This is a genomic window from Nitrosopumilaceae archaeon, from assembly GCA_035631875.1.
In the GTDB taxonomy this organism is placed as follows: domain Archaea; phylum Thermoproteota; class Nitrososphaeria; order Nitrososphaerales; family Nitrosopumilaceae; genus TA-20.
In genome coordinates this window covers 209,693-234,478 of sequence record DASQHX010000011.1, presented here as the reverse complement: position 1 = coordinate 234,478, position 24,786 = coordinate 209,693, and the positions used below count along the sequence as shown (strand labels likewise).

Below are 24,786 nucleotides of genomic sequence, written 5' to 3'. Positions count from 1 at the left end.
AGATTTTACAAACCAAAACTTTGATGTTCTTGTTTTTCCTTTACACTTTCTTGTCTGTTTATCAAGTAGATACCGCTTAACATAATTGCAATTGCAATTATTTGGTAGATGCTTATTTGCTCATGTAAAAATGTAAATGCAAATACAATACCAAACACCGAGGATAAAGAAAATACTGTGATCGTTCTGATAGTACCAATTCTTTTTAGACCTTGTAAGAAAAAGTAAAGCGATCCACCAAAGCCTACAACACTAATGAGTACAATATACGGTATCTGTGTTGGATTAACTTCTAAGTTTACATGTAACAGAAATGTTACACCAAGCAATACTGCACCACCAATAACAGATTTTAATTGTACAAGCTTTGCAGTGTCTATTTTAGTTGATAGAATTCTACTCAAATTATTATCCAAAGACCACAACAAAGTTGATCCAAGAATAAGAAAATTACCTGTATTTAGCTGTAATAATGAACCTGAAAATTGAAAATTAGTTGTGATAATAGTTACTCCAAATAACACTAATCCTATTGCAATAAAACCAATTGGTTTTAGTTTTTCTTTAAAGAAGAGTAATGCTAGAAGTACTGTGAATACAATCTCGGCATTTGATAAAAGCGATGTATTTGAGGCAGTGGTTTGATTCAACCCTACAAAGTACAAATACGGGGCTATTGCGGCACCACAAATCGCTACTGTTATCAATAATCCATAGTCCTTTTTTCGAATTTGTATCTTCGCTCTTTTTGCTAATGGTGTAAACGTAAGTGCCGTTATGAGATATGCCATTGAAGAAAGTAACAAAATATTGATGTCAGATGTTATCGGTTTTGCAATAGTAGGAACAGAGCCAAAAAGTGCAGATGCTAACAATACAGAACCATATCCTAACAGTACTGATCTATCATTCTTCTTGAATATGTCCAATAATTTTATACAATTTTTGTTTTAAATAAATGTCCTTATTAAAAAAATAATACTAAACATTCTCTTATGTCAGAGGTTTGAATCTGATCTTCATTTTCTCTAACTTCATTCTTTTTCTTTCTAGTATTATATAATAGTTGATAATTTCAAGAATCTTTTTCTTCTATTGTTAGATTATGCCCATTAGATGCTTTTAGAAAATCTAGATAATCTTTTTCACTTATCTTTATTCTAATTTCGCGCAAGAAAACAGAATTAAATATTCACAGATAAAATTTGATCATTGTAAAATTAGCTAATCAAGTGTTAAGGAATATAACAAGAATTGAACATGATAAAAATTTACAATATTATGTGTTCTTTAAATAGGTATTTTGTAAACAATTAGCATTGAAGGCAGTTGTCATTAGGAAACATGGTGGTCCTGATGTATTGTCATATGAAGAGGTAAAGAATCCGACTCCAAAAAAAGGCCATGTGATTGTTAAAGTGGATTATTGTGCAGTAAATCACCTAGACATATGGGTTAGAAATGGGCTACCTGGGAAAAAAATTTCATTTCCACATATTTTAGGTTGTGATATTTGCGGTACTTTGGTAGACGGTTTTGGAAGTTTCAAAAAAAATGAAAAGGTAGTAGTATATCCTGCAGTAGAAAGCGGTGTTCCAAGAGTTTCATATTCAATTATAGGCGGATTTGGCATGCATCAAGGAGGATATGCAGAATTTATCCAAGTTCCACATCAAAATATAGTAAAAAAACCGTCTTGGTTTTCAAATGAAGAAGTGTGTGCACTTAATGTATCCTATCTAACTGCATGGAACATGTTAGAAAAGTCAAATTGTAAAAAAAATGATAGCATGTTAATTTGGGGTGCAAATAGTGGAGTAGGCTCTGCAGCAATACTTTTAGCAAAAGCAAAAGGAATTCAAGTAATCACAATTGCATCAGATATGAAAAAAATAAACCAAGCAAAAAAGTTAGGTGCAGATCATGTCATAGATAGAAGTAAATCAGATATCAGTAGCGAGGTTCTCAAATACACAAAAAATGAAGGTGTGGATGCTGTAATAGATCATGTAGGTACAAAGACATGGCCAGTTAGTCTTAATGTATTAAAAGTAGATGGAAAGATGCTAGCATGTGGAACAACAACTGGATCAGAAGCTACCATAAACATACGTGAATTTTATAGTAAAGAAGCACGTATTATTGGAGCTTATCTTGGAACAAAATCCCAGCTTGTTTCACTTCATAAATTTATGAAGTTAAAAAGAATAAAACCATTAATCGATAGCATCTATAAATTGAAAGATGCAAGACAGGCGCATGAAAAGATGGAACAAAGCAATCAATTTGGTAAGATCATTCTCAAGATTTAACTAACAAAGTGTCTACAATCACAATCTAAGACAAGACATGTTTCCTGAGTTCTGATGTGATCATCCATTGGATGTTTACATTTTATATTTTTACAAATCCTTCGTGTCTTTTCTCTTTCCACCACTTTTTGAGCAATAGCATTTGCTTTTTCTTTTGAATATCCTTTTTTATCAATATAGTAGTGTACTACTCTGTTGTAAAGTGCATTAGGATCAAATTTTTCGTCTAGCATGATAACCACAAAAATTGAACGAATTCTGTACTGTTCTAGATTTTGCACTACAATAAATCTCGAGGGTGAGAATTAACCTCATGTAACAATAATGTCTTCAAAATATTTGAATTTACTGGTGTTCTTTTTGTCTTAGAATATTCAAAGCAGACCCTGCTTTGAACCAGTCTATTTGAAATTTATTGTAAGAATGTTTAAGCATTATCTCTTCTTTTGTTCCGTCTGCATGATTTAGATAACATTTTACTGGTTTTCCAGGTTCCAAGTTGCTTAGACCCACAATACTAATTTTATCAGATTCTCTTATTTTTTCATAATCATTGGGATTTTCAAAAGTTAAAGCGAGTATTCCTTGTTTTTTCAAATTAGTTTCATGTATTCGTGCAAAACTTTTTGCAATAACTACGGCACATCCTAGATACCTAGGAGTCATTGCAGCATGTTCTCTACTGCTTCCTTCTCCATAATTAGCATCACCAATTACAATCCATTTTATGCCATTTTGTTTATACTGTCTTGCTATCTGTGGAATCGGTTCTATTTTTCCATTGATCATGTTTTTTGCTTTACCAACTTCGTCATCAAAAGCATTGACTGCGCCAAGAAACATGTTGTCACTAAGCTTATCCAAATTACCTCGAAATGTAAGCCAGTGACCTGCAGGAGAAATATGATCCGTAGTAGTTTTCCCTTTTGTCTTTATCAGCACTGGAAGATCTTGAAAATCATTTCCATCCCATTTTGTAAAAGGTTCCAGTTTTTGTAGTCTGATACTATTTTTATTTATTATAACTTCAACGCTATCAGGATTTTTTGATGGTGGAACATAGATGCCTTCGGTATTTTTGAATCCATTAGGTGGTACTTCTGGTGCTATTGATGGAGGTTGAAGTTTGAATTCAGAACCATCTGATGCAATTAGCGAGTCTTTTAGTGGGTTAAATGAGAGTTTTCCTCCAAGAGCCAAGGCAATTACTAACTCTGGACTGCCAATGAAATTCATTGTTTCTCTTCTTCCATCATTTCTTCCTGGGAAATTTCGGTTATAGGATGTGACTATGGTATTTGGTTCTCCTTTTTTTAATTCTGGTCTACTCCATTGTCCTATGCATGGTCCACAAGCATTTGCAAGAACAGTAGCTCCAATTGCTTTTAGAGAATCCATTTGACCGTCACGTTCTATTGTTGCTCGTATTTGTTCTGAGCCTGGAGTAACAAGAAGTGGAATTTTTGCTTTTATTCCTTTTAATTTTGCTTGCTTTGCGATGCTGGCAGCTCTTGACATATCCTCATAAGAGGAATTAGTACAACTTCCTATGAGAGCCACTGAAATATTATCAAGATAGTTATTTTTCTTGACGTCGTCTGCCAACTGAGAAATAGGTCTGGTAAGATCAGGAGTATGCGGTCCTACAATATTAGGTTCAAGTTGTGAAAGATCTATCTCTATTATTTGATCAAAATATTTTTCTGGATTTTGTTCTACTTCAGGATCGGGAGTAAGCAAGTACATGTTCTGATTTGCAAGATCTGCAATCTTTCCACGATTCGTAACTCTAAGATAAGTTTCCATTCTTTTGTCATATGGAAAGATGGAACATGTAGCACCTATCTCAGCTCCCATGTTCGTTATTGTTGCTTTTCCGGTGCAACTGATTGATTTTGTACCTGGTCCAAAATATTCAATGACTGCATTAGTTCCACCAGAAACTGTAAGTTTTCCTGCCACATATAGAATAATATCTTTTGGAGCAGTCCATCCGTTAAGCTCACCTTTCAAATAAACTCCAATTCGCTTTGGATACAAAAGTTCCCAAGGAAGTCCAGCCATAACCTCTGCTGCGTCTACCCCACCAACACCTATGGCAAGCATTCCAAGACCACCAGCGTTTGGGGTATGAGAGTCAGTTCCAATCATAAGACCTCCTGGAAATGCATAATTTTCAAGAACAACTTGGTGGATTATACCAGCTCCAGGTTTCCAGAAACCCATCCCGTATTTACTACAGGCCGATTCCAAAAACTTGTACACTTCACTATTTTCATCAAGAGCAACCAAGGTATCAACCACACCTTCAATTCTAGCTTGAATCAAATGATCGCAGTGGACTGTTGTTGGAAGTGTAGTTCTTTTCAATCCTGACTGCATAAACTGTAAAACAACCATCTGCCCAGTTACATCTTGTAAGGCCACTCTATCAGGTCCTAAATAGACATAACTCTTACCTCTCTGTAAATTGTCCTCTTCTACTAATTCTTCCAAGTGTCCTATAAGGATCTTCTCAGTAAGTGTAAGTGCACTGTTTACCTTCTTTTTATATTTGGAAATATTTTCTTCACTTTTTTTATAAACACGTGATACAAGTTCAGGTGTGGTTTCTATTTCCATAACATATACTGGAATCATCTACAATTTATAGTTACAAACAATATCAAAAAATTGTTTTTCAAAAATTTAATCTATTAGTTATTTTGCTAGTTTTTTTCGTTAACAAGATTCACAAAATATTTGTGTAATGAAAGATCATCTGTTAATTCGGGATGAAATGATGTACCAAGAATTTTCCCTTGTTTTACTGCAATTATTTTTTCATTAAATTTTGATATTATTTCCACGTTGTGTCCAATTTCCATAATTGAAGGTGCTCTGATAAAGACCCCTTGGAATTTGGGAACCCCTATCTTTTCCATTGAGATTTCTGACTCAAAAGAATCACGTTGTCTTCCAAATGCATTTCGTTCAATTTTTACATCTAACAAATCTAAGAGTGGTTGATCCATCTCACCTACTACTCGGTCTTTTGCTTTTTTTGAGAGCAGTATGAGACCAGCACAAATTCCAAAAACAGGCATGCCAGAAGCAATTTTTTCTTTTATCTTCTTTAGAGACCCGTTTACTAGAGAAAGTGTTCCTATTACTGTACTTTCTCCCCCTGGAATGATCAAACCGTCAAGATCAGAAATTTGTTCTGGGTTTTTTATTTCATTTACGATCCCTTCAATACCAAGTTCTTCCATAGCCATTTTTGTTGCCATTATATTTTCTGCAACATCACCTTGAACGGCAAGTACTCCAATGTTAAGCCCATTCATGCTGTACTTCCACGCTCTTGCATCCTAAGTTCTAGGTTTTTGGTATCAAGACCTAGCATAGATTGTCTTTCATCTATCATCTTTTGAGCTTCTTTTACTTTATCAGGGTCTTCCCAAAACGTAGTTGCAAGAACTATAGCTTGTGCTCGTTCTTTAGCATCTTCTGCTTTGAATATTCCAGAGCCAACAAAAATTCCATCACATCCAAGTGTCATAAGATAGGCAGCATCAGCAGGTGTTGATATTCCACCAGCTGCAAAATTGACAACTGGCAGCCTTCCGAGACTTGCTGTTTCTTCTATTAGAGAATATGAGACTTTCATTTCCCTTGCAGCACTAACCAAATCTTGTTCATCACCAGAATCATAAATTGATTTTATCTTTCGAAGTTCGGTGTTTACATTTTTAATATGAGTTACCGCTTCTGCCACGTTTCCTGTTCCAGGTTCACCTTTTGTCCTAATCATTGCTGCACCTTCTTCTATTCTTCTAAGAGCTTCACCAAGACTTCTTGCACCATTTACAAATGGCGTGGTAAAATCCCATTTCCAAATATGCCTGAATTCATCAGCAGGAGTCAAAACTTCAGATTCATCAATCATGTCAACATCTGTTTCTTGTAAAACCATAGCTTCGTAAACGTGTCCTATTCTACATTTTGCCATTACAGGAATTGTTACTGCATCCATAATTTCTTCAATAACTCGAATACTTGCAGTTCTTGCAACTCCTCCAGCTTTTCTTACATCAGATGGAAGTTTATCTAAAACCATTACAGAAACTGCTCCTGCATCTTCAGCTATTTGCGCTTGTTCAACAGTTGTAACATCCATTACAACTCCATTTTTCAACATGTGTGCAAATCCGCGTTTAAGTGTAGATGTTCCTCGTTTAATGGAATATGACTCTATTTTTTCCTTGATAGTTCCTTTTGTGTCTGCAATATCACCAGAAAGCGGTATCATGAAAGATGATCCTTGCGAGATCTATTTATTTTATTATTTCTGCAATTATTCCGTCAAGTTCAGATTGAACTTGGGTTACAATAGGAGGAATGAAGACTTGACTTGCATTTTGTTCAGCCCAATGAAGATTAACTGATTTACCGTTTAATGTAACTTGCAGACCAAATTTGTCATATTCTTGTACCTCTGGTTTCACAGGAAAAGAATCGGAAGGAATTTCTGTAAATCCAGTTTCTTTAATCAAAGCTGTCAGTTTTGTTAATTCTGATTTTTCTAGTTGGTATTTTACTTCAGGTGCAGAATATCCATTTTCTGTGACTTGATAAGTTGTTTCTCCGTCATTTGGTATGGTAAGAACCTCCGTTTTATCAGCACCTAGACTTTCAGTCAATCCAAATGATACTTTCTTTAAATGTTGTTTATCATATTCTATAGAAATTACATCGTCAGAATTTACTGCAGATGTTGAAACTTCTGGTCTGATGAGTTGTGGTATTATGAAAAAAATAGCCACCAGCACAGGAATGGCGCCAAGCAAAAGCATAACTGGTTTTACCATTTTAGATTTTCCTACACAAAATTAGGTTCATTTCTTAATGTTTTCTCTTTTCATAATTTAGCGTTATCAGCAAATTAGTTGAAATGGTTAAGATAAATTTGGACAAAATCACACTAACAAATTAGTCGGTCTTATAACAAATAAATCTTCGGCGGTCAAGTAAATTAAAATTCGAGTGGTTTTATGTTCATTACGTGGGGTCGTAGCCTAGCCTGGCATGGCGACAGGATAGATCACATGATCACCGCTAAGGGCTCCAGTGGTTCAACTAGCTTCACTGACGAAAGGATGATGTACAGTTTGGAGCTGTAGTGACCCGTGTGTCGCCGGTTCAACTCCGGTCGGCCCCACCATTTTATTTTTTATTTTAGATAACAGTTATAAGCTAAAAGCATCTATAGAAGTTTTGATCGTAGTGGGGATATTTGAAGTTAATATAAAATGTATTGGAGGTAACTATTATTGAGTCGCAGTAATTTTCCAAGTTTTGGCGGATCCAAAACTGGTACATATGTTTCCACGCTGAAAAACTACAATCTACCACATTTCATTCTAGAAAAAGTGGCACTGGATTGTAATTCTGAACTTATTAAAAAGGGCAGAATTGAAGATCGCCTGCAGAGTATGAATGACACTGCTCTCGAATTGCTTCATAGAGTTTTTGTTGATTGTGCTGAAGACGCCTCTGGTCTTTATGCAAATTATCGCTTTTTTGCTTACATATCAAGCATGTTCCACAAGTGTGAGATTTTACTTAATGAAAAAATTCCTGGTGTATCAGGTAAAGTTCACAAAGTACCAGTGGCTGTAAAAAATAATGGCATGTACATTGCTGTTGGCTTTAACAAATCAACTGGTGGCCCAACATCCAAAAAAGAGGCAATAAAATTCTATGAAATTGTCGATGATATAAAGAAAGGTGAACATGGAAATCTTTTAACAGACGGAATTTTCGGATCTTCAGTAGGTTTTGATGGTGAAGCATTAGTGAACTTGGAGAAACTAAGCAAATCTCGTAAAAAAGATCCAGAAAATAAAATAGACTTTAAAACAGCAAGTTTTGAAAACAGAATCTATTCTGTAACAAAGTGCTAGTGAGCTTTTTTAGCTGAACAGAATTTTGTATGTACTTGTTTTTCAATACTTAAAGTGGTTTCATTTTCATGAAATAATTTTTGCCCACAATCTGGGCATATGAATTCTGGCATAAAAAAAATTTCCAAGACCTACTTATAGTCTTTTACAGCCATTTTATGGCATCTTTTTCATAATACTTTTCTTTTGCCCTAGAATGTCGTGGTCTAACGTGTAATACCGCACTACAGCATGGGCATTTTGTACCATCCCACCTAAAATACACACCGCAAACACTGCATCTTTTTTGTCCATCCATATAACGAACGATAGTTTTTCCAAGAGATGGTTTAAACTTAGTTTTACATTCCCCCCTGCAACTTAACATTAATTCAATAGGAAGTTTTGAGATTAAAAGAAACTGGTGATGCTACTATAACCGAAAGCCTGATGCATCAATTGTTGCAAAAATTGGTTGTTTGCTAGTCTTTACAAAATTTTCATTATAATATTCAAAAGGTAGTGACGCAAAAAGGTGCTTGTCCCATACATCATGCACAAGTTCCTTGTAATTTTTGTAACCAGATTGTCTTAAAAACTCATGAGCAAGTTCGTGCGAGACTTTGACACAGTTTTTATCCATTAGAAATGAAATGTCGTCTTTTTTATCATTTTTTTCCCACCAAACCATACCAAAGTTTTCAGCAAAATATCCTTCACATGTACAATCTGTCCACAACGGCCTAAAATATGTCAAATAAAAATGAAAAACATCCTCTCCTCTTTTTCTATGATCTTCTACAAGAGCCGGAATGTTAACCAAACTAAAAGAACGTCCAGATCTTACTATCATTTGATCTGAAAGCACATTTACTTGTATTGAGAAAGTCTCTGCAATCCATTTTTTATAAAATTGTGCCATTTTTGATATATATTCAAATTCCCAAGATCTTTTTTCCAATTCATCTTCTTTTACAAGAAAAATAAAATGTATTAACATATTTGCAAAAATTACATTATAATTAAAAGGTCTTTGCATTAAGATGCATCATAAAATAATGAATAAAAAAAGAAACGGTTAGCAGTAAATTCGAAAATAATTCAGTTCATGAGATGAATTATTTATTACTTAATCCACAAAAAGTGGAATAAGTTAACTTTGGCCTTCTATTCCCATCAACGTTAGAGTAGAACGGATCTTTTCGATTTTACGAATTTTCCAAGTTATTACTTCTCTTAGGGCTTCTACTGTTGGCGATTCTATTTTGGCCAAAATATCATAGGCACCAAAGGTACCATGTACTTCTTTGACACCCTGAATTGCTTTTAACTGGCTGATAATTGCTTCTTCAGAACCAAGTTCGCAATTTATTAACACATATGCAGTTGCCATATAGTACCTATACAACGCAAATATATCAATAGATCTATCGGAAGTTTTGATGGAGTACAAATACAAAAAACTTCATTTTATTTATAATTAGACAAAAAATTGAACAATAAAATATGAAAAATATTGAAAATCATTTTACAATATTTATCAAATAAAAATTAGTAAATGTTCCCCGGTTCTGACCCACAAAAAATCATTGGTAGCATTAGCCAACCCTCATCTTGTTCTTGTACCGGGGTGCCCATGTCGCACGGCTGGGTGGACCAAAAATCATGTTTTATCATACCAGTCCGTCTGCGTGCTTTTGGGGCAAAAATAATTTGTTATTCGTTTAATATAATCCAGTAAGTCTTATCTCAAAACCTGCAATTGGCACTCTCAACTTGAAATTACCAGTTATCTCAGGAAGAAACTCTCCAATTTCACCAATTTTGTTGTTAACAAATATGTCCGCACTTCTACCTTCAATAAACATCGAGTTTGAAGAAGTGATGGTTTTACATTCTAGACCAAATGTTGTTTTAAGAAAAGACTGTAAAACTGATTTTATTTCTGTAAAGCTAACATCATTATGGGCACTAACACATGCAAGATGGATTTCTTCTTTAATTTCATCATTGTTTTTTAAGAATACAGTGCCAGTTTCAAATAGCATTTGAGGATATGGTTCATGAATATTTCTAGATAAAGTATCAATTAGACCAGGCAATATAGCGTCACGTAGTATGTTATGCTCCTGACTTTTAGAATCGCTAACTGAGATAATCTTAGATGCATCTCTTTTTGTATAATCATACAAGACACGATGACTAACTAGACCGAGATTCATTACTTCAGAATATCCAAGACCAATCATTACTGAATTTATTGAATCTAATGTAGTTGTAACTTTATTTTTCTGACCAACAGAAATAGATTCAGGAATTGTTGGTTCAAAGTTTTCTATACCATATCCAAGGGCCACTTCTTCAATAAGGTCCATTGGTCCAAAAATATCTGTTCTATATCGAGGAATAGTACAAACAATTTTTTTTCCTTTTCCTTGAGCATCTAATCTGCTTTTTCTAAGTGCAGACACCATTTTAGATATTGAAATTTTTATGCCAAGTATTTTGTTTACTAGTTCCGTATCAAGAATCATAATTCGGGGTTTCAGTAATGGAGTAGAGTTATTAGCGCCACTAATTTTTATAGAAAAGAGTTCAAAACCAGCATCCTGAAGTATGTTTGCTATTACTGCAAGAGTATCTTCGGCAGCATTTTTTTCAATTGCTGTAATTTCTACTAGTATATTTTTAGTATTTTTTGAAATCTTTGTTCGTTCTGAATTTATTATTGGTGGGAATGATATCGTATGACCATTTGAATCTAAGATAACTGGAGCTTTCTCAGAGTTTTTTACCAAATGTCCATATTTTATACCTGTTTCATCTTTCTTGAGAATTTCATTTATGGTCATTTCTTGTGATGATTCAAGAGGAATGAATTTGTGATTCTTGCTAGTTGTTGTATATGTTAATGGAAATGAAATTTTATCTAAATCATGTATGCCTATGGATGTCTTTTTTCTTCTTCTTCCAATTCCATTATGAAGATCCTCTTGCATGACAATAATCTGCTGTATTGTTTCATCGTCAAGCTTTCCATTTTTTGCCGCTATAGCTGTTACAAACGGTCTTATCTTTCTCACAGATGGATTTACTATTATGGCATCTTTTCCTTTTTTGATTTTTAGTTTTGGCATGCCGGTTTTTATTCCAAGAAGACCTTGCAGACTAGATACTATTCCATAATCTGTTGAATAGTCTGGTCTATTAGGACTGTATTCCACGTTAACATAATTTTTTGTTTCTTCTTCAATATCCAATCCAATAAAAGGCAATGTTGAGACGATTTTTTCTTTTGAGATTTTTTTGCCAAGGATGCTTGTAATCCTATCAAAATATAAAGTAACTACTGGCATTTTGATACATTCCTCAACCAACCAAGGTTGTTGTTGTAAAGTTCACGGACATCATCCAATCCAAATTTGAGCATTGCAATTCTTTCAATTCCTCCACCCCAAGCAAGAACTGGATTTTTTATTCCAAGTGGAATTGTTACCTCAGGTCTAAAAATACCCATACCAAAAAGCTCTACCCATTTTCCGAGCTTTTCATTATACACCATTGATTGTAAAGATGGTTCAGTGTAAGGAAAGAAAGTAGGCCAAAATTTTATTTTTTTCATGCCCATCTTCAAATAAAACTCCCTTTGTAATCCCATCAAATCTCTCAATGAGACATTCTTACCAACTACCACTCCCTCTACTTGATTAAACTCAACTAGATGTTTGTAGCTGACTTTTTCGTTTCTAAAAACTCTACCGATAGAAAATATTCTGGCTTCTTCAGGTCTGTTATCTGCCAACTCTTTTATTGTTACACATGTAGTATGAGTACGTAAAACTAATCTTTTAGATTCTTCTAGTTTCCAGTTATATCTCCATCCTTTTTTATGCACTTGAGATACATTTGATATTTGATTTTTAGTACCAATGTTTTTTGCATGTAGTCCCTTAAGATAAAATGTGTCTTGCATTTCTCTTGCAGGATGATCCTGTGGGGTAAAAAGTGCATCAAAATTCCAAAAGCTAGATTGAGTTTGATTACCAACAATTTCTGTAAATCCTAGTCCAATGAAAATTTCTCTTACTTCATTAATTACATCTTGAAGTGGATGAGATCTTGCAGCAAAAACCGTAGGCGCGAGAGATTCTACATCAATTGCTCTTACAAGAACATCAGCAACACTTGATACGTTCTTTGCTGTCTCTATTCCTTTCTCAGTAAGATTTACTGTAGTATATTTTGTAAAAGTAAAAGTAAGAAATTCAGGTCTTTTTTTTAGCAAGTCAAGTGTATTCTTATCTCCTATTTCATCTATTGAAGATACTGCAGGATTTTTTGAAGCAATTAATTTGAGTATTCTTTCTTCAGGGGTAGTATCATGATATCCTTTAAGTAAAATCCTATTTTCATAAATTTCTATCCAACCATTTTTCTTTGCATTTGCAATAGCAGGACTAAATTCATTTTTTAATTGGCCTTTTGCTTGACTCATTTCACAAGAAAAACCATCTATTGATTTGAGGTAATTAACAAGTTGTCGTTCTGGCAATCCCTTCTCAAATGCTTCATTTCCCATTTTCCCTAGAGCAACAAAATTTTTCTCAGATTCATTAACTTGAACTAATTCTTTGAATTTAAGCCACTCAATACCGCGTCTCACTTGATCTATAGATAATTGTGTTTTTTCACAAAGATCTTCTGGTGTTAAGTTTTGTTTTTCAAGTAATGATTTGAGAAGCTTTTGTTCTATTGGATGAAGAACTTGTGACATTATCACAAAGAGCCAAAAAGACTTTTTAAACCTTAACCTAACTGAATGATGAATGTCAGTTGACGAATTCACAGTTACTCCTTGGAGTGTTGAGGGTGACGTTGACTATGAAAAACTTGTACAAAAATTTGGAACTGAAAAAATTTCACCTGAATTACAAAGAAAGATAGAAAAAATTACTGGTGAATTGCATCCAATGTTGAAACTAGGATACTTTTTTAGTCATAGAGATTTGGATAAGGTTTTAACTGAATATGAAAAGGGAAACAAATTCTATCTTTATACAGGGCGAGGTCCATCAGGTCTAATTCATATGGGGCATTTACTTCCTTGGATCTTTACAAAATATCTACAAGATAAATTCAATGTAAACTTAATTTTCCAAATTACTGATGATGAAAAATTTCTCTATAGTGATGAAAAATCATTTGATGATGTATCAAAGTATACAAAAGAGAATATTTTAGACATAATTGCAGTAGGCTTTGACGCTAAAAAAACAAAAATTCTCATCGATACTAAGGACATCAAAAAAATATATCCTATTTCACTTGAAATTGCAAAAAGAATAACATATTCGACCGTTAAGGCGGTGTTCGGTTTTCAAAATTCTACAAATATTGGCATGATTGGCTTTCCACCAATTCAGGCAGCACCGTGTTTTCTTCCATCAGTTTTAGAGGGAAAACCTACGCCCGTGCTAATTCCCGCTGCTATTGATCAAGATCCATACTGGCGAGTTACTAGAGACATTGCAGAAAAGATGGGATATCCAAAACCAGCTCAGATTCATTCAAAGTTTCTTCCTGGTCTTGGTATGAAAGGAAAAATGTCATCATCTATACCAGAAACCGCCATCTTTACAACAGATAGTGATGAAATAATTGATAAAAAAATATCAAATTCATTTACAGGTGGACAACCAACTGTTGAATTGCAACGTAAACTAGGAGCGAATTTTAGCATCTGTCCTGTTTTTTGGTATCTGCGATACTTTTTTGAATCTGAGAAAGAATCTGATGAAAGGGCAAGAAAGTGTAAAGGTGGGGATCTTTTATGTGGAGAATGCAAGTGTGATCTCAAAGAGGCAACAAAGCCTTTCATCACAGAGTTTAAAAAGAAACGAGAAAAAGCAAAAGATCAAGTAGAAAAATTTTTGTTTGAATGATAAAATGAAAAAAAGAATCATTTGTGAAGACAAGTATGAAGCCCAGAAACTATCTAGTCTTATTTATGTAAAAGACAACAAAGAGACTTTTGTTTCAGGTATTTTGGAGATTATAGATAATGAAATTATTGTATCACTAAAGGACAAATCAGCACATAGTATTCTTTTAAGAGATAAATTAGAAGCAGAGTCTTTTGCCGATTTTATTCAGTCAGTTGTTGAAAAATCAAACAGGATAACAAATACTGAAGTTATTGAAAACATAGTAGAAATAACAAAGGAATGAATTATACCAATGTCTTGTTCATTTCATCTGTAAGTATTTCCTGAACTTTCAGAAAATACAGTCTAGTTGAATATGGCATTTCATCAATATGATTTTCTATTGTCATCATCAGATATCTCACAGCACGTTTTGAAATATCCAAGTTAAACTTCATATGAAGTATAGGATCTTGTTTTACCTTTATCTTATCTACAAGCCATGGAGGAGCCATATCTTTTGCCTCATCTATTGCTTTTTTATACCAAAAAGCAATATTTTCAGGATTAAGGCCTTCTTTTAGATTAGTGACGTCGTTTGACATTTTTCTTAACATTTGCTCAGTAATTTCTTTCAATGTCTAGTGCTGTAAATTTTCTGTTTTAGCACACTTACTCAAAGTTCGAAAAGTTGTTTGTCAATTCAGCGTAAGTTACCCTCAGCATCAATTTCGGAACCCTTGATCCGTGATGTTGAGATGCGTTTGCCATCAGTTGCTAATACCATGGGAACGCTCACTATTTCTACTGGCAGCAGTTGCCTTTCATGTCTTAGTTTATTTAGTATATGACCTTGTCTTATGGTTTCTTCACTTACAACCAAAGCCTCTACTTCTTTTTCTAGTACTGCAGGCCCAAAATCATTGTCCAATTTGCTTATTTCAAATTGAGAGTTTGGAAAATTTTTCTTTATTATTGATTCTAAAGTATGATATCTTTCAAAATAACTATGTAAAAGATTCTTTCCTTTTTTTGCAGCAAGGTCATCACTAGTAAGACCAATTATAACTTTAGACGAAATTGAGAATCCTTTTTGTAATAAAGCAAGATGACCCTTGTGTAAAATATCAAATGTGCCACCAAGCGCCACTAGCTGGAATTTTGCCATGAATACATTTTGTTGTGGGTTAAATTAACTCTGTTGAGACTTCACAAGTACCACATTTATTATAGGTCCAGATGGGGCAAGAGGAATATTATCAGAACTCCATACATATGTCTCTATAAAAAATGGTCCATCAGTGGTTGGATTCCAAGTTACGGTTGCGTTATCACTTTCACCAAGAAATACACCTGAAGATTTTCCAATAAATTCAACTTCGCCTGCGAAATTTTTTACTTGTACATAGTAAACATATGCTTGGGTTGTCTGACTTCCAAGATTTCTTAATTCACTTGTAATTTTTACAGGAGCCCCAACCGGTATTGTGGAATATTTGTTACCATGTGGATCTGTAACTAAGGTACCACTAATCATAATTGGTAATGTTGCAGTGACATCTGTTACATCAGTGATAGTTGACTGATAGCTATCAGATTCTGCAACAAGTTTGTATAATTTTGCATGTGAGTTTGGGGTAGATGTTATGCTGAAGCTGGATGTTGTTCCAGGACCAATATCAATTGGTTCTGTATTAGATACAGATACAACTCTTTGAAATGCATCATATGAAATTAGATAAATTTTAGTTCCAGAAGAGGTAGTTGTTCCGGTATTTTTTATAGTTCCAGAAAGGGAGAGGTTTGATGCAATTTGTAAATGTCCAGGTACAATGTTTAGGACCTGTTGTCTAGATGAGGAAGAAGTAAAACCTGCAATTTTGGTTTGAACGTTTACTATAGCAGGATCTGATTTTGTTGATGAAATTGAAAATGGAGCCTTTCCGTTTCCAGGTATAACTTTAAGCAAAGTAGAACCAGTATTGTATTCCAAGGGATTAGAATTTTGATCTAAAAATGAAACACCGATAGTGACACCTGTGATTGGAAAGTTATTATCATTTTCAACTTCACCAAGTACTACCGTTGTACCATCAGCTGCCCTATAGCTATAGGTGCTCGTATCAGGTATTTTTACAGTTAAACTAGTATCAGATGGTAGAGTATTACCACCTACTGCCCATACTAAATTTGATGAAAGTAATGAAAATGCTAACAGAAGGACAAGTGTAAAGGCAATCTTCATACAACATTCATCTTACTTTAGTGATTAATCATATACTGTATATCATAATCTAAACAATGAGGATTAGAAGGTTTTACTAAACTTGCGTTGATTAATAAACATAAAAAGAAAATGAAGATTTTTACGATCTACTTTTTACTTCTACGAGCGGTAATTACACACCAGTAAACAAATCCAGGAATCAATCCTACTGCCAAAGGAATGTATACGCCCGCTTGTGCCCAATCTTGCAATTTTAAATTACCTATCCATCAAAAAACGAATATGGTATTTAAATCCATCTTTCATTATTACAGGAGTTGAGTTTGGAGATAATAATTGAACCATGGAAAAGGCTTGTAGTTCATGAAATCATAGAATACCGCTTTGACGATTTTGTTCAAATGGTAGCTTCTCAAAATCGAGCCATGGGAGGCGGAATTCCTACCATAAATTGGGCAAACGGTATTGTATTTTCAATGGGTGCGTTACCAGATACAGAATCTATAATTCAAGAAAAATTAAAAGGAATACTTCATTGGGGATCTGTAATTTTTGCAATTAAAGAAAGATTTGAAAAACAGATCATTAGAGAAAATGTGACTATTAATTTCAACGATGTAGGGGTTAATGAGATATTTGCAAAACTAGCCGAGACACTTAAAACACAATCTAAATTTAAATCAGCCTAGTTTTTATTAAAATAAAAAGTTATTTCTTCTTTACTTTAATAATAACTAAAATTGTTCCTATTAGTGCTATAGCAATACCAACTATAAGGTATATTGGCGGATTTGACTCGATTGGCAATAGAAAAATTCCCACTGTTATTATACAAAGATATAACAGCATTTTTGAATCAAATTCAAGTACCATTTAGGAGATTAATTACAGACACATTATAAATGGATTCAAGATTTAGTTTAGAATTTGTTAATCTTCTTTATTGTTATGATTGTACTTCCACTAACTTATCTGGATTTATAATAAACAGATGGAAACTGTAGTAAGATGAAGAGGGTTTGGGATTGATCTCCATCTATCAAATACTTCTACAGTTCCACGAACAATATACTAAGTGAAAGTTAAATAAAATTAATGTATTACTATTCTGTAACATTCAGTCAATTCTTTGTAGCCATTTTAATCAAAGTTTCGATCTTATTTTGTCCTAAATCTAGCTTGATCCCAGCTTGTTCAGTATGGTTTTTTTGATACTGACTTGTTTGAACAATAAAGGAGATGGACTGGAGGGGATTTGAACCCCTGACCCCCCGCGTGCAAGGCGGGTATTCTACCGCTGAACTACCAGCCCATCGTATGGAATGCTAATCGTGTAGATTTTAATTGTTGCCTTTATGCAGGCAAAGATTTTATTGGTATAATTCTTACAATTTTTTCAATGGTATTACTAAAATCAGAAGTCGTTTTAAAGAAAGGTGACAAGGCTCCTGACTTTACACTTTTGGGAATAGATGACAAAAAACATACTCTTTCTGAATTCAAAAATAAGACCATGCTTGTAGTCTTTATGTGCAACCACTGTCCATATGTGCAAGCAAAGACGAAGGCGCTAAATGAGATCTATGAAAAATTCAAAAACGACATAACTATGATTGGAATAAACAGTAACGATCCAACAAACTATCCTGATGATAGCTTTGAAAATATGAAAAAGTTTGCAAAAGAAAAGGGAATTAAATTCACATATCTTGTTGACGAAACACAAGAGATTGCGAAAAAATACGGTGCTGTGTGTACTCCTGATCCCTTCCTATTTGATCAAGAAAGAAAGCTCGCCTTTCATGGCAGAATTGACAATGCTATGAGCCCAGAAGATACTGCTACAGAAAAAACGATGATCAACAACATAGAAAAACTGCTCTCTGGAATGAAAATAGAGAAGGATTTTGATCCATCTATGGGTTGTTCCATCAAATGGAAAAGCCAGCAAACTTAAATGACCGTTGACTAGAAAAATTTCTTGGGCCGATAGCTCAGCTTGGCTGGAGCGTTCGACTGATAATATCTTTTCAGATATCGAAAGGTCGTGGGTTCGAATCCCATTCGGCCCATTTTTCTTCTTGAAAAGATTTATCTCATCATGAATATACGAACGAATTGTCTGATATCTGAAGAATACATCAAAGTAGGGGAAAACAAGATCCGATATCTTGATGGAGGAGGGGGCTCGAATGGAAATATTGTTCTCATTCATGGCCTTGGAGGATTTGCCGAAAGATGGTCAACAGTCATGCCTATTCTTAGTAAAAAATACCGTGTCATAGCCCCTGATTTACCTGGCTATGGATATAGTGACAAACCTTCTACTGATTATACGCCTGAATTTTTCACAAAGTTTGTTTTTGATTTTTTAGATGGTTTGGATATAAGAAAAACATACATGGTAGGTACTTCGCTTGGAGGTCAAATTGTGGCAGAATGTGCAATAACACAAAGTAAAATGATTGAAAAAATAGTCCTAACATCGCCTGCTGGAATAATGAAGAGCTCCACTCCTACCTTAGATGCTTATTCAATGGCTGCGTTATACCCAAGTTATGATACTGTAAAAACAGCATATGAAATGATGACTGGCTCCAAGAATGTTACTGCAGAATCTATTGAAGGTTTTATTAAAAGAATGACTCAGCCAAATGCAAAAATGGCGTTCATGTCAACTTTACTTGCATTAAAAAATTCTCAACCCATAACAGACAGGCTTCCAAATATTATTGCACCAACCCTGATTATATGGGGAAAGCAAGATACCATGATTCCTGTCAAATATGCTAATGACTTTATTTCTTTAATAAAAAACTGTCATCTAGAAATTATGGAAAACTGTGGACATACACCCCATATTGAGGAGCCAGCCAAGTTTTCACAAATTGTACTTAATTTCTTAAACCAATAGATGGTTATAATATCCAATTATTACCAACAGATATAAATACCATATATACCAATAGAAACCAATGACTGGTAACAATATTCAATATGATCCAACGGAGATGTTCAAAGAATGGATACAAAAAAGTGGAAAAGCACAAGCTGACTTTATGAAAACATTTGGTTCCATGATGAGTCAGCACAAAGCAGAAAGTTTTGAGCCTGTAGATACATTAAAAGATCTCATAAGCAAGGGATCAAAAGCTCAATCTGATTTTGTTGAAAATCTTGGCAGTATGCAATCTAAAGCAATGGACAGTGCATTCAAACTTGCACAAACAATGCCACAGTTTGTGTCATGGGGCGCATTTAAGACATCGGTTGGAAGTAATGGACGAATTTCGATTCCCGAAGCTGAGAGAGATGCACTTGGGCTAAAAGAGGGAGACCTGGTTCAAGTTGTAATCACTCCTATCGAGAAAAAAATCAAAAAGAGGGGGTGAAATAATGAGTAAGACAACACAAGACACAAAAGAGATCTATGCAACATACAAACAGAATGTCGAAAAGTTTTTTGATGATATTGAAAAAGCAGCACCACAATACCTGCAATCAATAACTAATCTTCAACAAGAATACACTTCAGCATGGAAAAATACAATAGAATCAGTTATTTCACTACAGCAAGAATTTGCAACAAAAGCTGGAATAAATACAAACGTACCAGCCGCAGTAATAAAAGCTGTAAATGATATAACTGAAGAGGTAATCAAGGCAAGATCGGTTCAGAATAAGGTAATATTAGCTGCAATTGATTCAACAAAACAAAATATCAAAACCTTCAATGAAAATGCAAAAGCATTTACAGGATTAAATGAGAACCTTTTCCAATTCTGGATCTCTGCACTGACACCTACACGAAATTAGTATAAAGGAATCTTTTCCTTTTTTATTTTGATCTTTCACTTAGCCATTGGCCAAGCTCAGTAAGAACTTTTTTTTGGGAAAATGAGCTTGCTATCATTCCAACATGGCCAGTTGGATAAATTCTCATGGTTTTGTCCTCAGTTCCTACTGCATAGTATAGAGGCATGCTACATTCAGGAGAAACCAAATGATCACCTACTGCAACCTGAATGAATATTGGCATTGTGATATTCTTGAGAGATACGAGTTGGTTTCCAACATACATCTTGTCCTGAATTAATAGATTTTCTTGGTAAACGTCTTTTATCCATTGCCTGAACAGTTCACCAGGTATAGATGGTGTATCATGTAACCATTTTTCAACACGGAGAAAATTGTCAACATAATTCTTGTCATGTATATTTTTGAAAAAATGTATGTATTTCTCTACTCCTTGTTCAAATGGTTTCAAAATAGAAAAAACATAATACATGAATTCAGGCGGCATATTACCAATAGATTTCACTATCTCATCTACATCCATGTGTTTAGCAAGGTTACCAACAACTGTGGTGTCTTTTTTACCATCAATCACAGGAGCAGTAACAATTAGATTTTTCACTTTATCTGGATGGAGTGCGGAATAAACAGTGGCCAGTGTACCGCCCGTACAATAACCTTGTAAAGTAACTTTTTCTACTCCTGCTTCATCACATACAAAATCAACACAATTATCGATGTAACCATTAACGTAATCATCAAAGCCTTGATATTTGTCAATATTAGTTGGACTTCCCCAGTCTATTAGATAGACATCAAATCCCTGATTTAAGAGATTTTTAATCCAACTTTTTTGCGGATGAATATCCAGAATATGGTATCTATTTATCAATGCATACACAATAACGAGCGGAGTTTTATTCTGTTTTTGAATTGAAGAGTTGAAATGTAAAAGACGCATTTTATCTTCAGAATATGCAACATCGTAAGGAGTCATCTCAAGATTAATTTCATCAATAGCAGGTATCATTTTTGGAGCATCTATCAAATTTTTATTAAATTTTAAAAATTCTTCAATCAATATTGGATTAATTTTTAATTCATTTTCCATTGTGTGTTACTCCAGATTTCCTTTCATTTTTTTCTAATTTACTTACCCTTTTTCGTAATGAGTGTAACTCTTTGTATACTTCATTCAAATCATCCTTAGTTGGAACATTTACAGATTCTAACAGTACAGCAAGCATGTTATTCCAATGTTTAGAAAGTTCAAGCTCACTTGATATTAATTTACCAAAATTCTCTCCAAACTTTTCAGAATCAAAAAGTTGTGTAAATGCATTTTCAAATATGTCAATCCACACACGTTTTGAAGATTCTATATGCTCTATATCATTTGGAATTTCTGGCATTTTAGTATTGAATCTTTTTTGTGATTCACTCCAAGTATCTGAAAGTTGTTTATAATATTCAATAAGTCTAGTATTAAATTCTATAAGATCCTCATTTGCTTCTATCATTTCGGTTGCTAGTTTTTTAGTCTGCAGTGAAAACTTTCGCATAGGTCCTGCAGATGTCAAAGCAGACGGTTTGCTTGAAATTAGATATGCCATATCAGTCCAGAATAATGAAAGATGTTTAAAATAATCCGCAGCTTCCTTTGGGTCTACTTTATTTTTAAATTCAGCATCAGATTCCATGTTAATTATGTACAAGAGATCGCAATAAATAGATCGGCTGTTATCGTTTATTACTGATGTTTAATTTAATAATCCGTCTCATGATGTTTTGTAGGAGAAATAACAATGGATTTTGAGAAGCTGTGTAAAAAAATACTTGAAATAGATCTTAAAATAAGATTTGCAGGAGTCATAAACGAAAAAGGTAGGCTTTTTGCTGGCGGGATGAGAGATGGGCTGAAATCTCTTGAAGAATCAAAAGATGATGAAATGTTATACATGGAATTAGTATTAAGAACAAAAATGAGGCGTGAATTTGATCATGTTTTGGGACCAGTAAAATTTGCCATGTCGTATAGAGAAAAAGCAATAGTGATGAGTTTTCCTATGGATGAAAATGTTTTGTTAATTTCAGCTGAACAGGGTTTTGATTATGCAAATGCTCCTTTTAAGATATTGAAGATTTTAGATCGTTAAGATTGTGATCTCTCATAAACTGTTTGACACCACTGTAATATTTTTTCAATATCATCTGAAACAAAATCTACATCTTCTTTAGTCCTTTTTGCCAATTTTGTACAAAAAACAAGATGTAAAGCCTTACCAAATTTTGCTTTTGATGTAGCAACAGTTTGGGAAAAGAACTTGATTGTACTTTCTGTCGAAGAAAAAACAACAATTATCATCAAACCTTGTTTTTTTACCCATATTTTGTTCAGAAATCGTTGTAGATCTATGTCAAACATAACATCAATTGCACTAGACATATCTCCTAATTGTGATACTTTCCAACCTTCAACATGAAAAGCTGCAGATGCAGCTTGTGCTAAAAGTGAATTTTTAGAATCTGTTGAAAAAACAACAATGTTCTTTTTTATGTCAGTTTCCTGATCAATCAGAATGACAAGATAGATTGAACCTAAGATAATGTCATCAAGATAATTTTTTTCAGATTTTCCAATCTTTCCAGATTCATACGAATTTTGAACAGATTCTATTGCTGGGATAATTACTTCTGTAATTATTTTAGTATGATTGGCTCCAGAGTGAAGTGAATTTCTGAGTATATTATGAGCCTCTTTACTAGCACCTGAGAGCACATACTGCAAATACTTGTTTTTTAGCCGAAAAAAATCTGCAGGAAATTCAAATGATTCGACGCCCTCTTCCATAAACCACAGATTCACATTTCCTATGTTTTTTTGCTTTACAAGTCCCTCTGCAGCAAAGACTTGAAGGTATTTTGTCATAGTTAATCTATTTATCTTCAGTTTTTCAGAAATCTCAATACCTGAAAGACCTATTTTTGAGTCATGTAAAATATCAATTAATTTTTCTTTTATCTTTTCAGACTGATAGCCACGAACCAATGATTTTGAAAATATATTTTCTAGTATATAGCGTTACTAAATTAACCAACAGGAACCTGAAATTTCAGGTCTCCTGCGGTAAGGTACTTGGTATGGTCTGGTATTTAGTACTTTGGTGTGGTCTGTAATTGCTTACGAGCGCACTAGAATTCATAATACAAATTTGATAAATAAAAAGCGCGCATCTATGATACCAAATATTTAATAGCCAGATCTTAAATTTTGAGGATTTTTGAGATGATTTTTTTCAATTATTGTTATTTAACGAGTTTTGAATTTTAGAGGATGTGTAAAAGTTGAAGGTCAAAACAAATGGATCATCTTAATTCAGAATGCAAATCGACAATTAAATCAATAACGACCAGTAAATCATCCGATATATCCGAATAGACAAATAATATAATGTCTCAGAGCACTATCTCTCATAGATATTTCATGGTTTTTGATGGAATAATGGATCGAGATAATATGGGGTTCAATCCTTGGGGAATGAGTGCAATTGTAGGCGGTGCAGTTTTAGTGTTTATCGGTTACGGTATTCTGACTGCACTATATCCAACATATCCGCATTTACGTATTCTTATTGCTGGAATAGGATGTATAATAGGTGGTGTAGTGATAGCAATTATTTCAGTAAAGAAATTGTTAAAAGGAGATCCGTTGTAGATTGGACAGAACCCTTTTTCATACAAACAAAATTACACATCTAAAATTATCAACCGCCAGTTAACAGGTTAAACAACCAGCTATCAAGTTAACAGCACCAAATTCAGAAACGTTAAATACTTGTACTTTAAAGTACGGTATAGGTAGGTAATATGCCAAAAGCAGGATTCAAATCAATTACAGTCTCAGAAGCGGTATACAACAAGTTCCATGATGTATACAAGAAAAACAGAGACGACCTTGCAATGAAGGGCATCAATAGCTTTGCTGGATACATCACTTTTATGATGGAGGACTTGATGCAAAAGGATGACACATTTGCTAGATATGCACCTAAACTTGAAAAGATTTCAGTTGATGATAATAGAGTAGTAGTAAAAGACAACATCAAAAACAGAATTGCCGAAGTTGCAATTCAAAATGGAGAACTTTACTGCATGTTCTGTGAAGAGAAGGATTGTGTCCATGTCGGTTTTGTGTTTTCTCTTCCTGATGTTTATGAAGTTCTAAATTCCCGTGGAATTAAACATCAAAGATAAAAAAAGTGCAGGAGGTGGGATTTGAACCCACGAACCCCTAAGAGACGGGATCACCCATTTTTATGATCTTAAGTCCCGCGCATCCAAAGGCTAGGCCTTCTTTGGCCAGGCTCGGCGACTCCTGCGTTTTATTAGCATAAAGTTGTGGAAATTAAACGTTTTATGAAAAATTTTGTCAAGACCAAGTAAGATTAATAAGGATTCAGTAAAGCGACCATGTCATGCTTCGATAGCTCAGCCTGGTAGAGCGTTACCTTGGTAAGGTAAAGGTCGCGGGATCGAATCCCGCTCGGAGCTTTTGTTGTTTTAAAAATATCATTTTTAGATTAGAATTAAGTAAATTTATTGTA

The 24,786-nt window shown here is 34.0% G+C and carries 29 protein-coding genes and 4 tRNA genes; 14 read left to right on the top strand and 19 right to left on the bottom strand.

What is annotated here, in order from left to right; translation table 11 throughout:
- Nucleotides 1–5: 5 nt before the first annotated feature.
- Nucleotides 6–929, bottom strand: coding sequence for a DMT family transporter (locus VEU72_08315; GenBank protein HYL67133.1), 924 nt, complete (start codon nt 927–929; stop codon nt 6–8).
- Nucleotides 930–1,319: 390 nt separating this feature from the next.
- On the opposite strand from VEU72_08315, the gene VEU72_08310 reads away from it, so the two are divergent.
- Nucleotides 1,320–2,312 carry a zinc-binding dehydrogenase gene (locus VEU72_08310; GenBank protein HYL67132.1) on the top strand — a complete coding sequence of 331 codons (993 nt, stop codon included), beginning with the start codon at nt 1,320–1,322 and terminating at the stop codon, nt 2,310–2,312.
- Here the strand turns inward: VEU72_08310 and VEU72_08305 are convergent.
- From VEU72_08305 to VEU72_08285, 5 genes are all read right to left on the bottom strand, one after another.
- Nucleotides 2,309–2,593, bottom strand: a complete 285-nt coding sequence (locus VEU72_08305) for a hypothetical protein (protein ID HYL67131.1) — start codon at nt 2,591–2,593, stop codon at nt 2,309–2,311. The two genes, VEU72_08310 and VEU72_08305, sit on opposite strands and share 4 nt — an antisense overlap.
- Nucleotides 2,594–2,657: 64 nt before the next feature.
- Complete coding sequence (locus VEU72_08300; GenBank protein HYL67130.1) at nt 2,658–4,934, bottom strand: aconitate hydratase; 2,277 nt, start codon at nt 4,932–4,934, stop codon at nt 2,658–2,660.
- 86 nt (nt 4,935–5,020) lie between these two features.
- Nucleotides 5,021–5,638: a pyridoxal 5'-phosphate synthase glutaminase subunit PdxT gene (pdxT, locus tag VEU72_08295; protein HYL67129.1), complete on the bottom strand. Its 618-nt coding sequence runs from the start codon at nt 5,636–5,638 to the stop codon at nt 5,021–5,023.
- Complete coding sequence (gene pdxS / locus VEU72_08290) at nt 5,635–6,603, bottom strand: pyridoxal 5'-phosphate synthase lyase subunit PdxS (GenBank protein ID HYL67128.1); 969 nt, start codon at nt 6,601–6,603, stop codon at nt 5,635–5,637. Before pdxS ends, pdxT begins: the two co-directional genes overlap by 4 nt.
- A 25-nt stretch (nt 6,604–6,628) precedes the next feature.
- Entirely contained in the window at nt 6,629–7,162 is a 534-nt protein-coding gene (locus VEU72_08285; GenBank protein ID HYL67127.1) for a hypothetical protein, read from the bottom strand.
- A 462-nt stretch (nt 7,163–7,624) separates the two neighbouring features.
- Here VEU72_08285 and VEU72_08280 point away from each other — a divergent pair, with 462 nt between their 5' ends.
- On the top strand, nt 7,625–8,257 hold the full coding sequence (locus tag VEU72_08280) for a hypothetical protein (protein ID HYL67126.1): 633 nt from the start codon (nt 7,625–7,627) through the stop codon (nt 8,255–8,257).
- A 412-nt stretch (nt 8,258–8,669) separates the two neighbouring features.
- Here VEU72_08280 and VEU72_08275 read toward each other — a convergent pair whose 3' ends face one another.
- The 4 genes from VEU72_08275 to VEU72_08260 form a co-directional block, all read right to left on the bottom strand.
- On the bottom strand, nt 8,670–9,236 hold the full coding sequence (locus VEU72_08275) for a hypothetical protein (protein ID HYL67125.1): 567 nt from the start codon (nt 9,234–9,236) through the stop codon (nt 8,670–8,672).
- Nucleotides 9,237–9,389: 153 nt separating this feature from the next.
- Nucleotides 9,390–9,629 (bottom strand): Lrp/AsnC ligand binding domain-containing protein, encoded by a 240-nt coding sequence (locus VEU72_08270; GenBank protein HYL67124.1) that lies wholly within the window; start codon nt 9,627–9,629, stop codon nt 9,390–9,392.
- Between the two features lie 331 nt (nt 9,630–9,960).
- Nucleotides 9,961–11,592, bottom strand: a complete 1,632-nt coding sequence (gene pheT, locus VEU72_08265) for a phenylalanine--tRNA ligase subunit beta (GenBank protein ID HYL67123.1) — start codon at nt 11,590–11,592, stop codon at nt 9,961–9,963.
- Entirely contained in the window at nt 11,583–13,010 is a 1,428-nt protein-coding gene (locus VEU72_08260) for a phenylalanine--tRNA ligase subunit alpha (protein ID HYL67122.1), read from the bottom strand. The genes pheT and VEU72_08260 overlap by 10 nt, the downstream gene beginning before the upstream one ends.
- A gap of 52 nt (nt 13,011–13,062) precedes the next feature.
- Here VEU72_08260 and VEU72_08255 point away from each other — a divergent pair, with 52 nt between their 5' ends.
- The gene (locus VEU72_08255; protein ID HYL67121.1) at nt 13,063–14,178 is read left to right on the top strand and encodes a tryptophan--tRNA ligase; all 1,116 of its coding nucleotides are present in this window, start codon (nt 13,063–13,065) and stop codon (nt 14,176–14,178) included.
- Nucleotides 14,179–14,182: 4 nt separating this feature from the next.
- Nucleotides 14,183–14,464, top strand: coding sequence for a hypothetical protein (locus tag VEU72_08250; GenBank protein ID HYL67120.1), 282 nt, complete (start codon nt 14,183–14,185; stop codon nt 14,462–14,464).
- Nucleotide 14,465: 1 nt separating this feature from the next.
- Here VEU72_08250 and VEU72_08245 read toward each other — a convergent pair whose 3' ends face one another.
- The 3 genes from VEU72_08245 to VEU72_08235 all read right to left on the bottom strand — a co-directional run bounded on the left by VEU72_08245 (nt 14,466) and on the right by VEU72_08235 (nt 16,405).
- On the bottom strand, nt 14,466–14,798 hold the full coding sequence (locus VEU72_08245) for a hypothetical protein (GenBank protein ID HYL67119.1): 333 nt from the start codon (nt 14,796–14,798) through the stop codon (nt 14,466–14,468).
- A gap of 65 nt (nt 14,799–14,863) precedes the next feature.
- Nucleotides 14,864–15,328, bottom strand: coding sequence for a pantetheine-phosphate adenylyltransferase (locus VEU72_08240; GenBank protein HYL67118.1), 465 nt, complete (start codon nt 15,326–15,328; stop codon nt 14,864–14,866).
- Nucleotides 15,329–15,352: 24 nt separating this feature from the next.
- Entirely contained in the window at nt 15,353–16,405 is a 1,053-nt protein-coding gene (locus VEU72_08235) for a hypothetical protein (GenBank protein ID HYL67117.1), read from the bottom strand.
- Between the two features lie 305 nt (nt 16,406–16,710).
- Here VEU72_08235 and VEU72_08230 point away from each other — a divergent pair, with 305 nt between their 5' ends.
- Nucleotides 16,711–17,076 carry a hypothetical protein gene (locus VEU72_08230; protein ID HYL67116.1) on the top strand — a complete coding sequence of 122 codons (366 nt, stop codon included), beginning with the start codon at nt 16,711–16,713 and terminating at the stop codon, nt 17,074–17,076.
- A 19-nt stretch (nt 17,077–17,095) separates the two neighbouring features.
- On the opposite strand, the gene VEU72_08225 is transcribed toward VEU72_08230, so the two are convergent.
- A complete protein-coding gene (locus tag VEU72_08225; protein ID HYL67115.1) occupies nt 17,096–17,260 on the bottom strand; it encodes a hypothetical protein in 165 nt (54 codons plus the stop codon).
- 367 nt (nt 17,261–17,627) lie between these two features.
- Nucleotides 17,628–17,699 (bottom strand) — tRNA-Ala (locus VEU72_08220).
- Nucleotides 17,700–17,786: 87 nt separating this feature from the next.
- Here VEU72_08220 and VEU72_08215 point away from each other — a divergent pair.
- From VEU72_08215 to VEU72_08195, 5 genes are all read left to right on the top strand, one after another.
- Nucleotides 17,787–18,344 (top strand): thioredoxin family protein, encoded by a 558-nt coding sequence (locus VEU72_08215; GenBank protein HYL67114.1) that lies wholly within the window; start codon nt 17,787–17,789, stop codon nt 18,342–18,344.
- A gap of 26 nt (nt 18,345–18,370) precedes the next feature.
- Nucleotides 18,371–18,459 (top strand) — tRNA-Ile (locus tag VEU72_08210).
- A gap of 29 nt (nt 18,460–18,488) precedes the next feature.
- Nucleotides 18,489–19,301, top strand: a complete 813-nt coding sequence (locus VEU72_08205; protein HYL67113.1) for an alpha/beta hydrolase — start codon at nt 18,489–18,491, stop codon at nt 19,299–19,301.
- Nucleotides 19,302–19,362: 61 nt separating this feature from the next.
- Nucleotides 19,363–19,779 (top strand): AbrB/MazE/SpoVT family DNA-binding domain-containing protein, encoded by a 417-nt coding sequence (locus tag VEU72_08200; GenBank protein HYL67112.1) that lies wholly within the window; start codon nt 19,363–19,365, stop codon nt 19,777–19,779.
- 4 nt (nt 19,780–19,783) lie between these two features.
- Nucleotides 19,784–20,203 (top strand): hypothetical protein, encoded by a 420-nt coding sequence (locus tag VEU72_08195; GenBank protein ID HYL67111.1) that lies wholly within the window; start codon nt 19,784–19,786, stop codon nt 20,201–20,203.
- A 22-nt stretch (nt 20,204–20,225) separates the two neighbouring features.
- On the opposite strand, the gene phaC is transcribed toward VEU72_08195, so the two are convergent.
- Nucleotides 20,226–21,293, bottom strand: a complete 1,068-nt coding sequence (gene phaC / locus VEU72_08190) for a class III poly(R)-hydroxyalkanoic acid synthase subunit PhaC (GenBank protein HYL67110.1) — start codon at nt 21,291–21,293, stop codon at nt 20,226–20,228.
- The gene (locus VEU72_08185) at nt 21,283–21,882 is read right to left on the bottom strand and encodes a poly(R)-hydroxyalkanoic acid synthase subunit PhaE (GenBank protein HYL67109.1); all 600 of its coding nucleotides are present in this window, start codon (nt 21,880–21,882) and stop codon (nt 21,283–21,285) included. The genes phaC and VEU72_08185 overlap by 11 nt, the downstream gene beginning before the upstream one ends.
- Before the next feature lie 105 nt (nt 21,883–21,987).
- On the opposite strand from VEU72_08185, the gene VEU72_08180 reads away from it, so the two are divergent.
- Entirely contained in the window at nt 21,988–22,338 is a 351-nt protein-coding gene (locus VEU72_08180) for a DUF6659 family protein (GenBank protein HYL67108.1), read from the top strand.
- On the opposite strand, the gene VEU72_08175 is transcribed toward VEU72_08180, so the two are convergent.
- Nucleotides 22,335–23,231 (bottom strand): ArsR family transcriptional regulator, encoded by an 897-nt coding sequence (locus VEU72_08175; protein ID HYL67107.1) that lies wholly within the window; start codon nt 23,229–23,231, stop codon nt 22,335–22,337. The two genes, VEU72_08180 and VEU72_08175, sit on opposite strands and share 4 nt — an antisense overlap.
- Before the next feature lie 402 nt (nt 23,232–23,633).
- Between VEU72_08175 and VEU72_08170 the strand changes: the two genes are divergently transcribed.
- Together VEU72_08170 and VEU72_08165 are read left to right on the top strand one after the other, a co-directional pair.
- The gene (locus VEU72_08170) at nt 23,634–23,897 is read left to right on the top strand and encodes a hypothetical protein (protein HYL67106.1); all 264 of its coding nucleotides are present in this window, start codon (nt 23,634–23,636) and stop codon (nt 23,895–23,897) included.
- A gap of 152 nt (nt 23,898–24,049) precedes the next feature.
- Nucleotides 24,050–24,436, top strand: coding sequence for a hypothetical protein (locus tag VEU72_08165; protein HYL67105.1), 387 nt, complete (start codon nt 24,050–24,052; stop codon nt 24,434–24,436).
- Nucleotides 24,437–24,442: 6 nt separating this feature from the next.
- On the opposite strand, the gene VEU72_08160 is transcribed toward VEU72_08165, so the two are convergent.
- Nucleotides 24,443–24,561, bottom strand: a tRNA-Leu gene (locus VEU72_08160).
- 98 nt (nt 24,562–24,659) lie between these two features.
- Between VEU72_08160 and VEU72_08155 the strand changes: the two genes are divergently transcribed.
- Nucleotides 24,660–24,733, top strand: a tRNA-Thr gene (locus tag VEU72_08155).
- Nucleotides 24,734–24,786: the final 53 nt, after the last annotated feature.

Bases quoted from the DNA above. Each gene is read 5' to 3' on its own strand.
- VEU72_08300 (HYL67130.1), bottom strand. From the start codon at position 4,934: ATGGAAATAGAAACCACACCTGAACTTGTATCACGTGTTTATAAAAAA.
- pdxT (HYL67129.1), bottom strand. From the start codon at position 5,638: ATGAATGGGCTTAACATTGGAGTACTTGCCGTTCAAGGTGATGTTGCA.
- pdxS (HYL67128.1), bottom strand. From the start codon at position 6,603: ATGATACCGCTTTCTGGTGATATTGCAGACACAAAAGGAACTATCAAG.
- VEU72_08285 (HYL67127.1), bottom strand. From the start codon at position 7,162: ATGGTAAAACCAGTTATGCTTTTGCTTGGCGCCATTCCTGTGCTGGTG.
- VEU72_08275 (HYL67125.1), bottom strand. From the start codon at position 9,236: ATGTTAATACATTTTATTTTTCTTGTAAAAGAAGATGAATTGGAAAAA.
- VEU72_08270 (HYL67124.1), bottom strand. From the start codon at position 9,629: ATGGCAACTGCATATGTGTTAATAAATTGCGAACTTGGTTCTGAAGAA.
- pheT (HYL67123.1), bottom strand. From the start codon at position 11,592: ATGCCAGTAGTTACTTTATATTTTGATAGGATTACAAGCATCCTTGGC.
- VEU72_08260 (HYL67122.1), bottom strand. From the start codon at position 13,010: ATGTCACAAGTTCTTCATCCAATAGAACAAAAGCTTCTCAAATCATTA.
- VEU72_08255 (HYL67121.1), top strand. From the start codon at position 13,063: ATGTCAGTTGACGAATTCACAGTTACTCCTTGGAGTGTTGAGGGTGAC.
- VEU72_08250 (HYL67120.1), top strand. From the start codon at position 14,183: ATGAAAAAAAGAATCATTTGTGAAGACAAGTATGAAGCCCAGAAACTA.
- VEU72_08240 (HYL67118.1), bottom strand. From the start codon at position 15,328: ATGGCAAAATTCCAGCTAGTGGCGCTTGGTGGCACATTTGATATTTTA.
- VEU72_08235 (HYL67117.1), bottom strand. From the start codon at position 16,405: ATGAAGATTGCCTTTACACTTGTCCTTCTGTTAGCATTTTCATTACTT.
- VEU72_08225 (HYL67115.1), bottom strand. From the start codon at position 17,260: ATGGTACTTGAATTTGATTCAAAAATGCTGTTATATCTTTGTATAATA.
- VEU72_08215 (HYL67114.1), top strand. From the start codon at position 17,787: ATGGTATTACTAAAATCAGAAGTCGTTTTAAAGAAAGGTGACAAGGCT.
- VEU72_08205 (HYL67113.1), top strand. From the start codon at position 18,489: ATGAATATACGAACGAATTGTCTGATATCTGAAGAATACATCAAAGTA.
- VEU72_08200 (HYL67112.1), top strand. From the start codon at position 19,363: ATGACTGGTAACAATATTCAATATGATCCAACGGAGATGTTCAAAGAA.
- VEU72_08195 (HYL67111.1), top strand. From the start codon at position 19,784: ATGAGTAAGACAACACAAGACACAAAAGAGATCTATGCAACATACAAA.
- phaC (HYL67110.1), bottom strand. From the start codon at position 21,293: ATGGAAAATGAATTAAAAATTAATCCAATATTGATTGAAGAATTTTTA.
- VEU72_08185 (HYL67109.1), bottom strand. From the start codon at position 21,882: ATGGAATCTGATGCTGAATTTAAAAATAAAGTAGACCCAAAGGAAGCT.
- VEU72_08180 (HYL67108.1), top strand. From the start codon at position 21,988: ATGGATTTTGAGAAGCTGTGTAAAAAAATACTTGAAATAGATCTTAAA.
- VEU72_08170 (HYL67106.1), top strand. From the start codon at position 23,634: ATGTCTCAGAGCACTATCTCTCATAGATATTTCATGGTTTTTGATGGA.
- VEU72_08165 (HYL67105.1), top strand. From the start codon at position 24,050: ATGCCAAAAGCAGGATTCAAATCAATTACAGTCTCAGAAGCGGTATAC.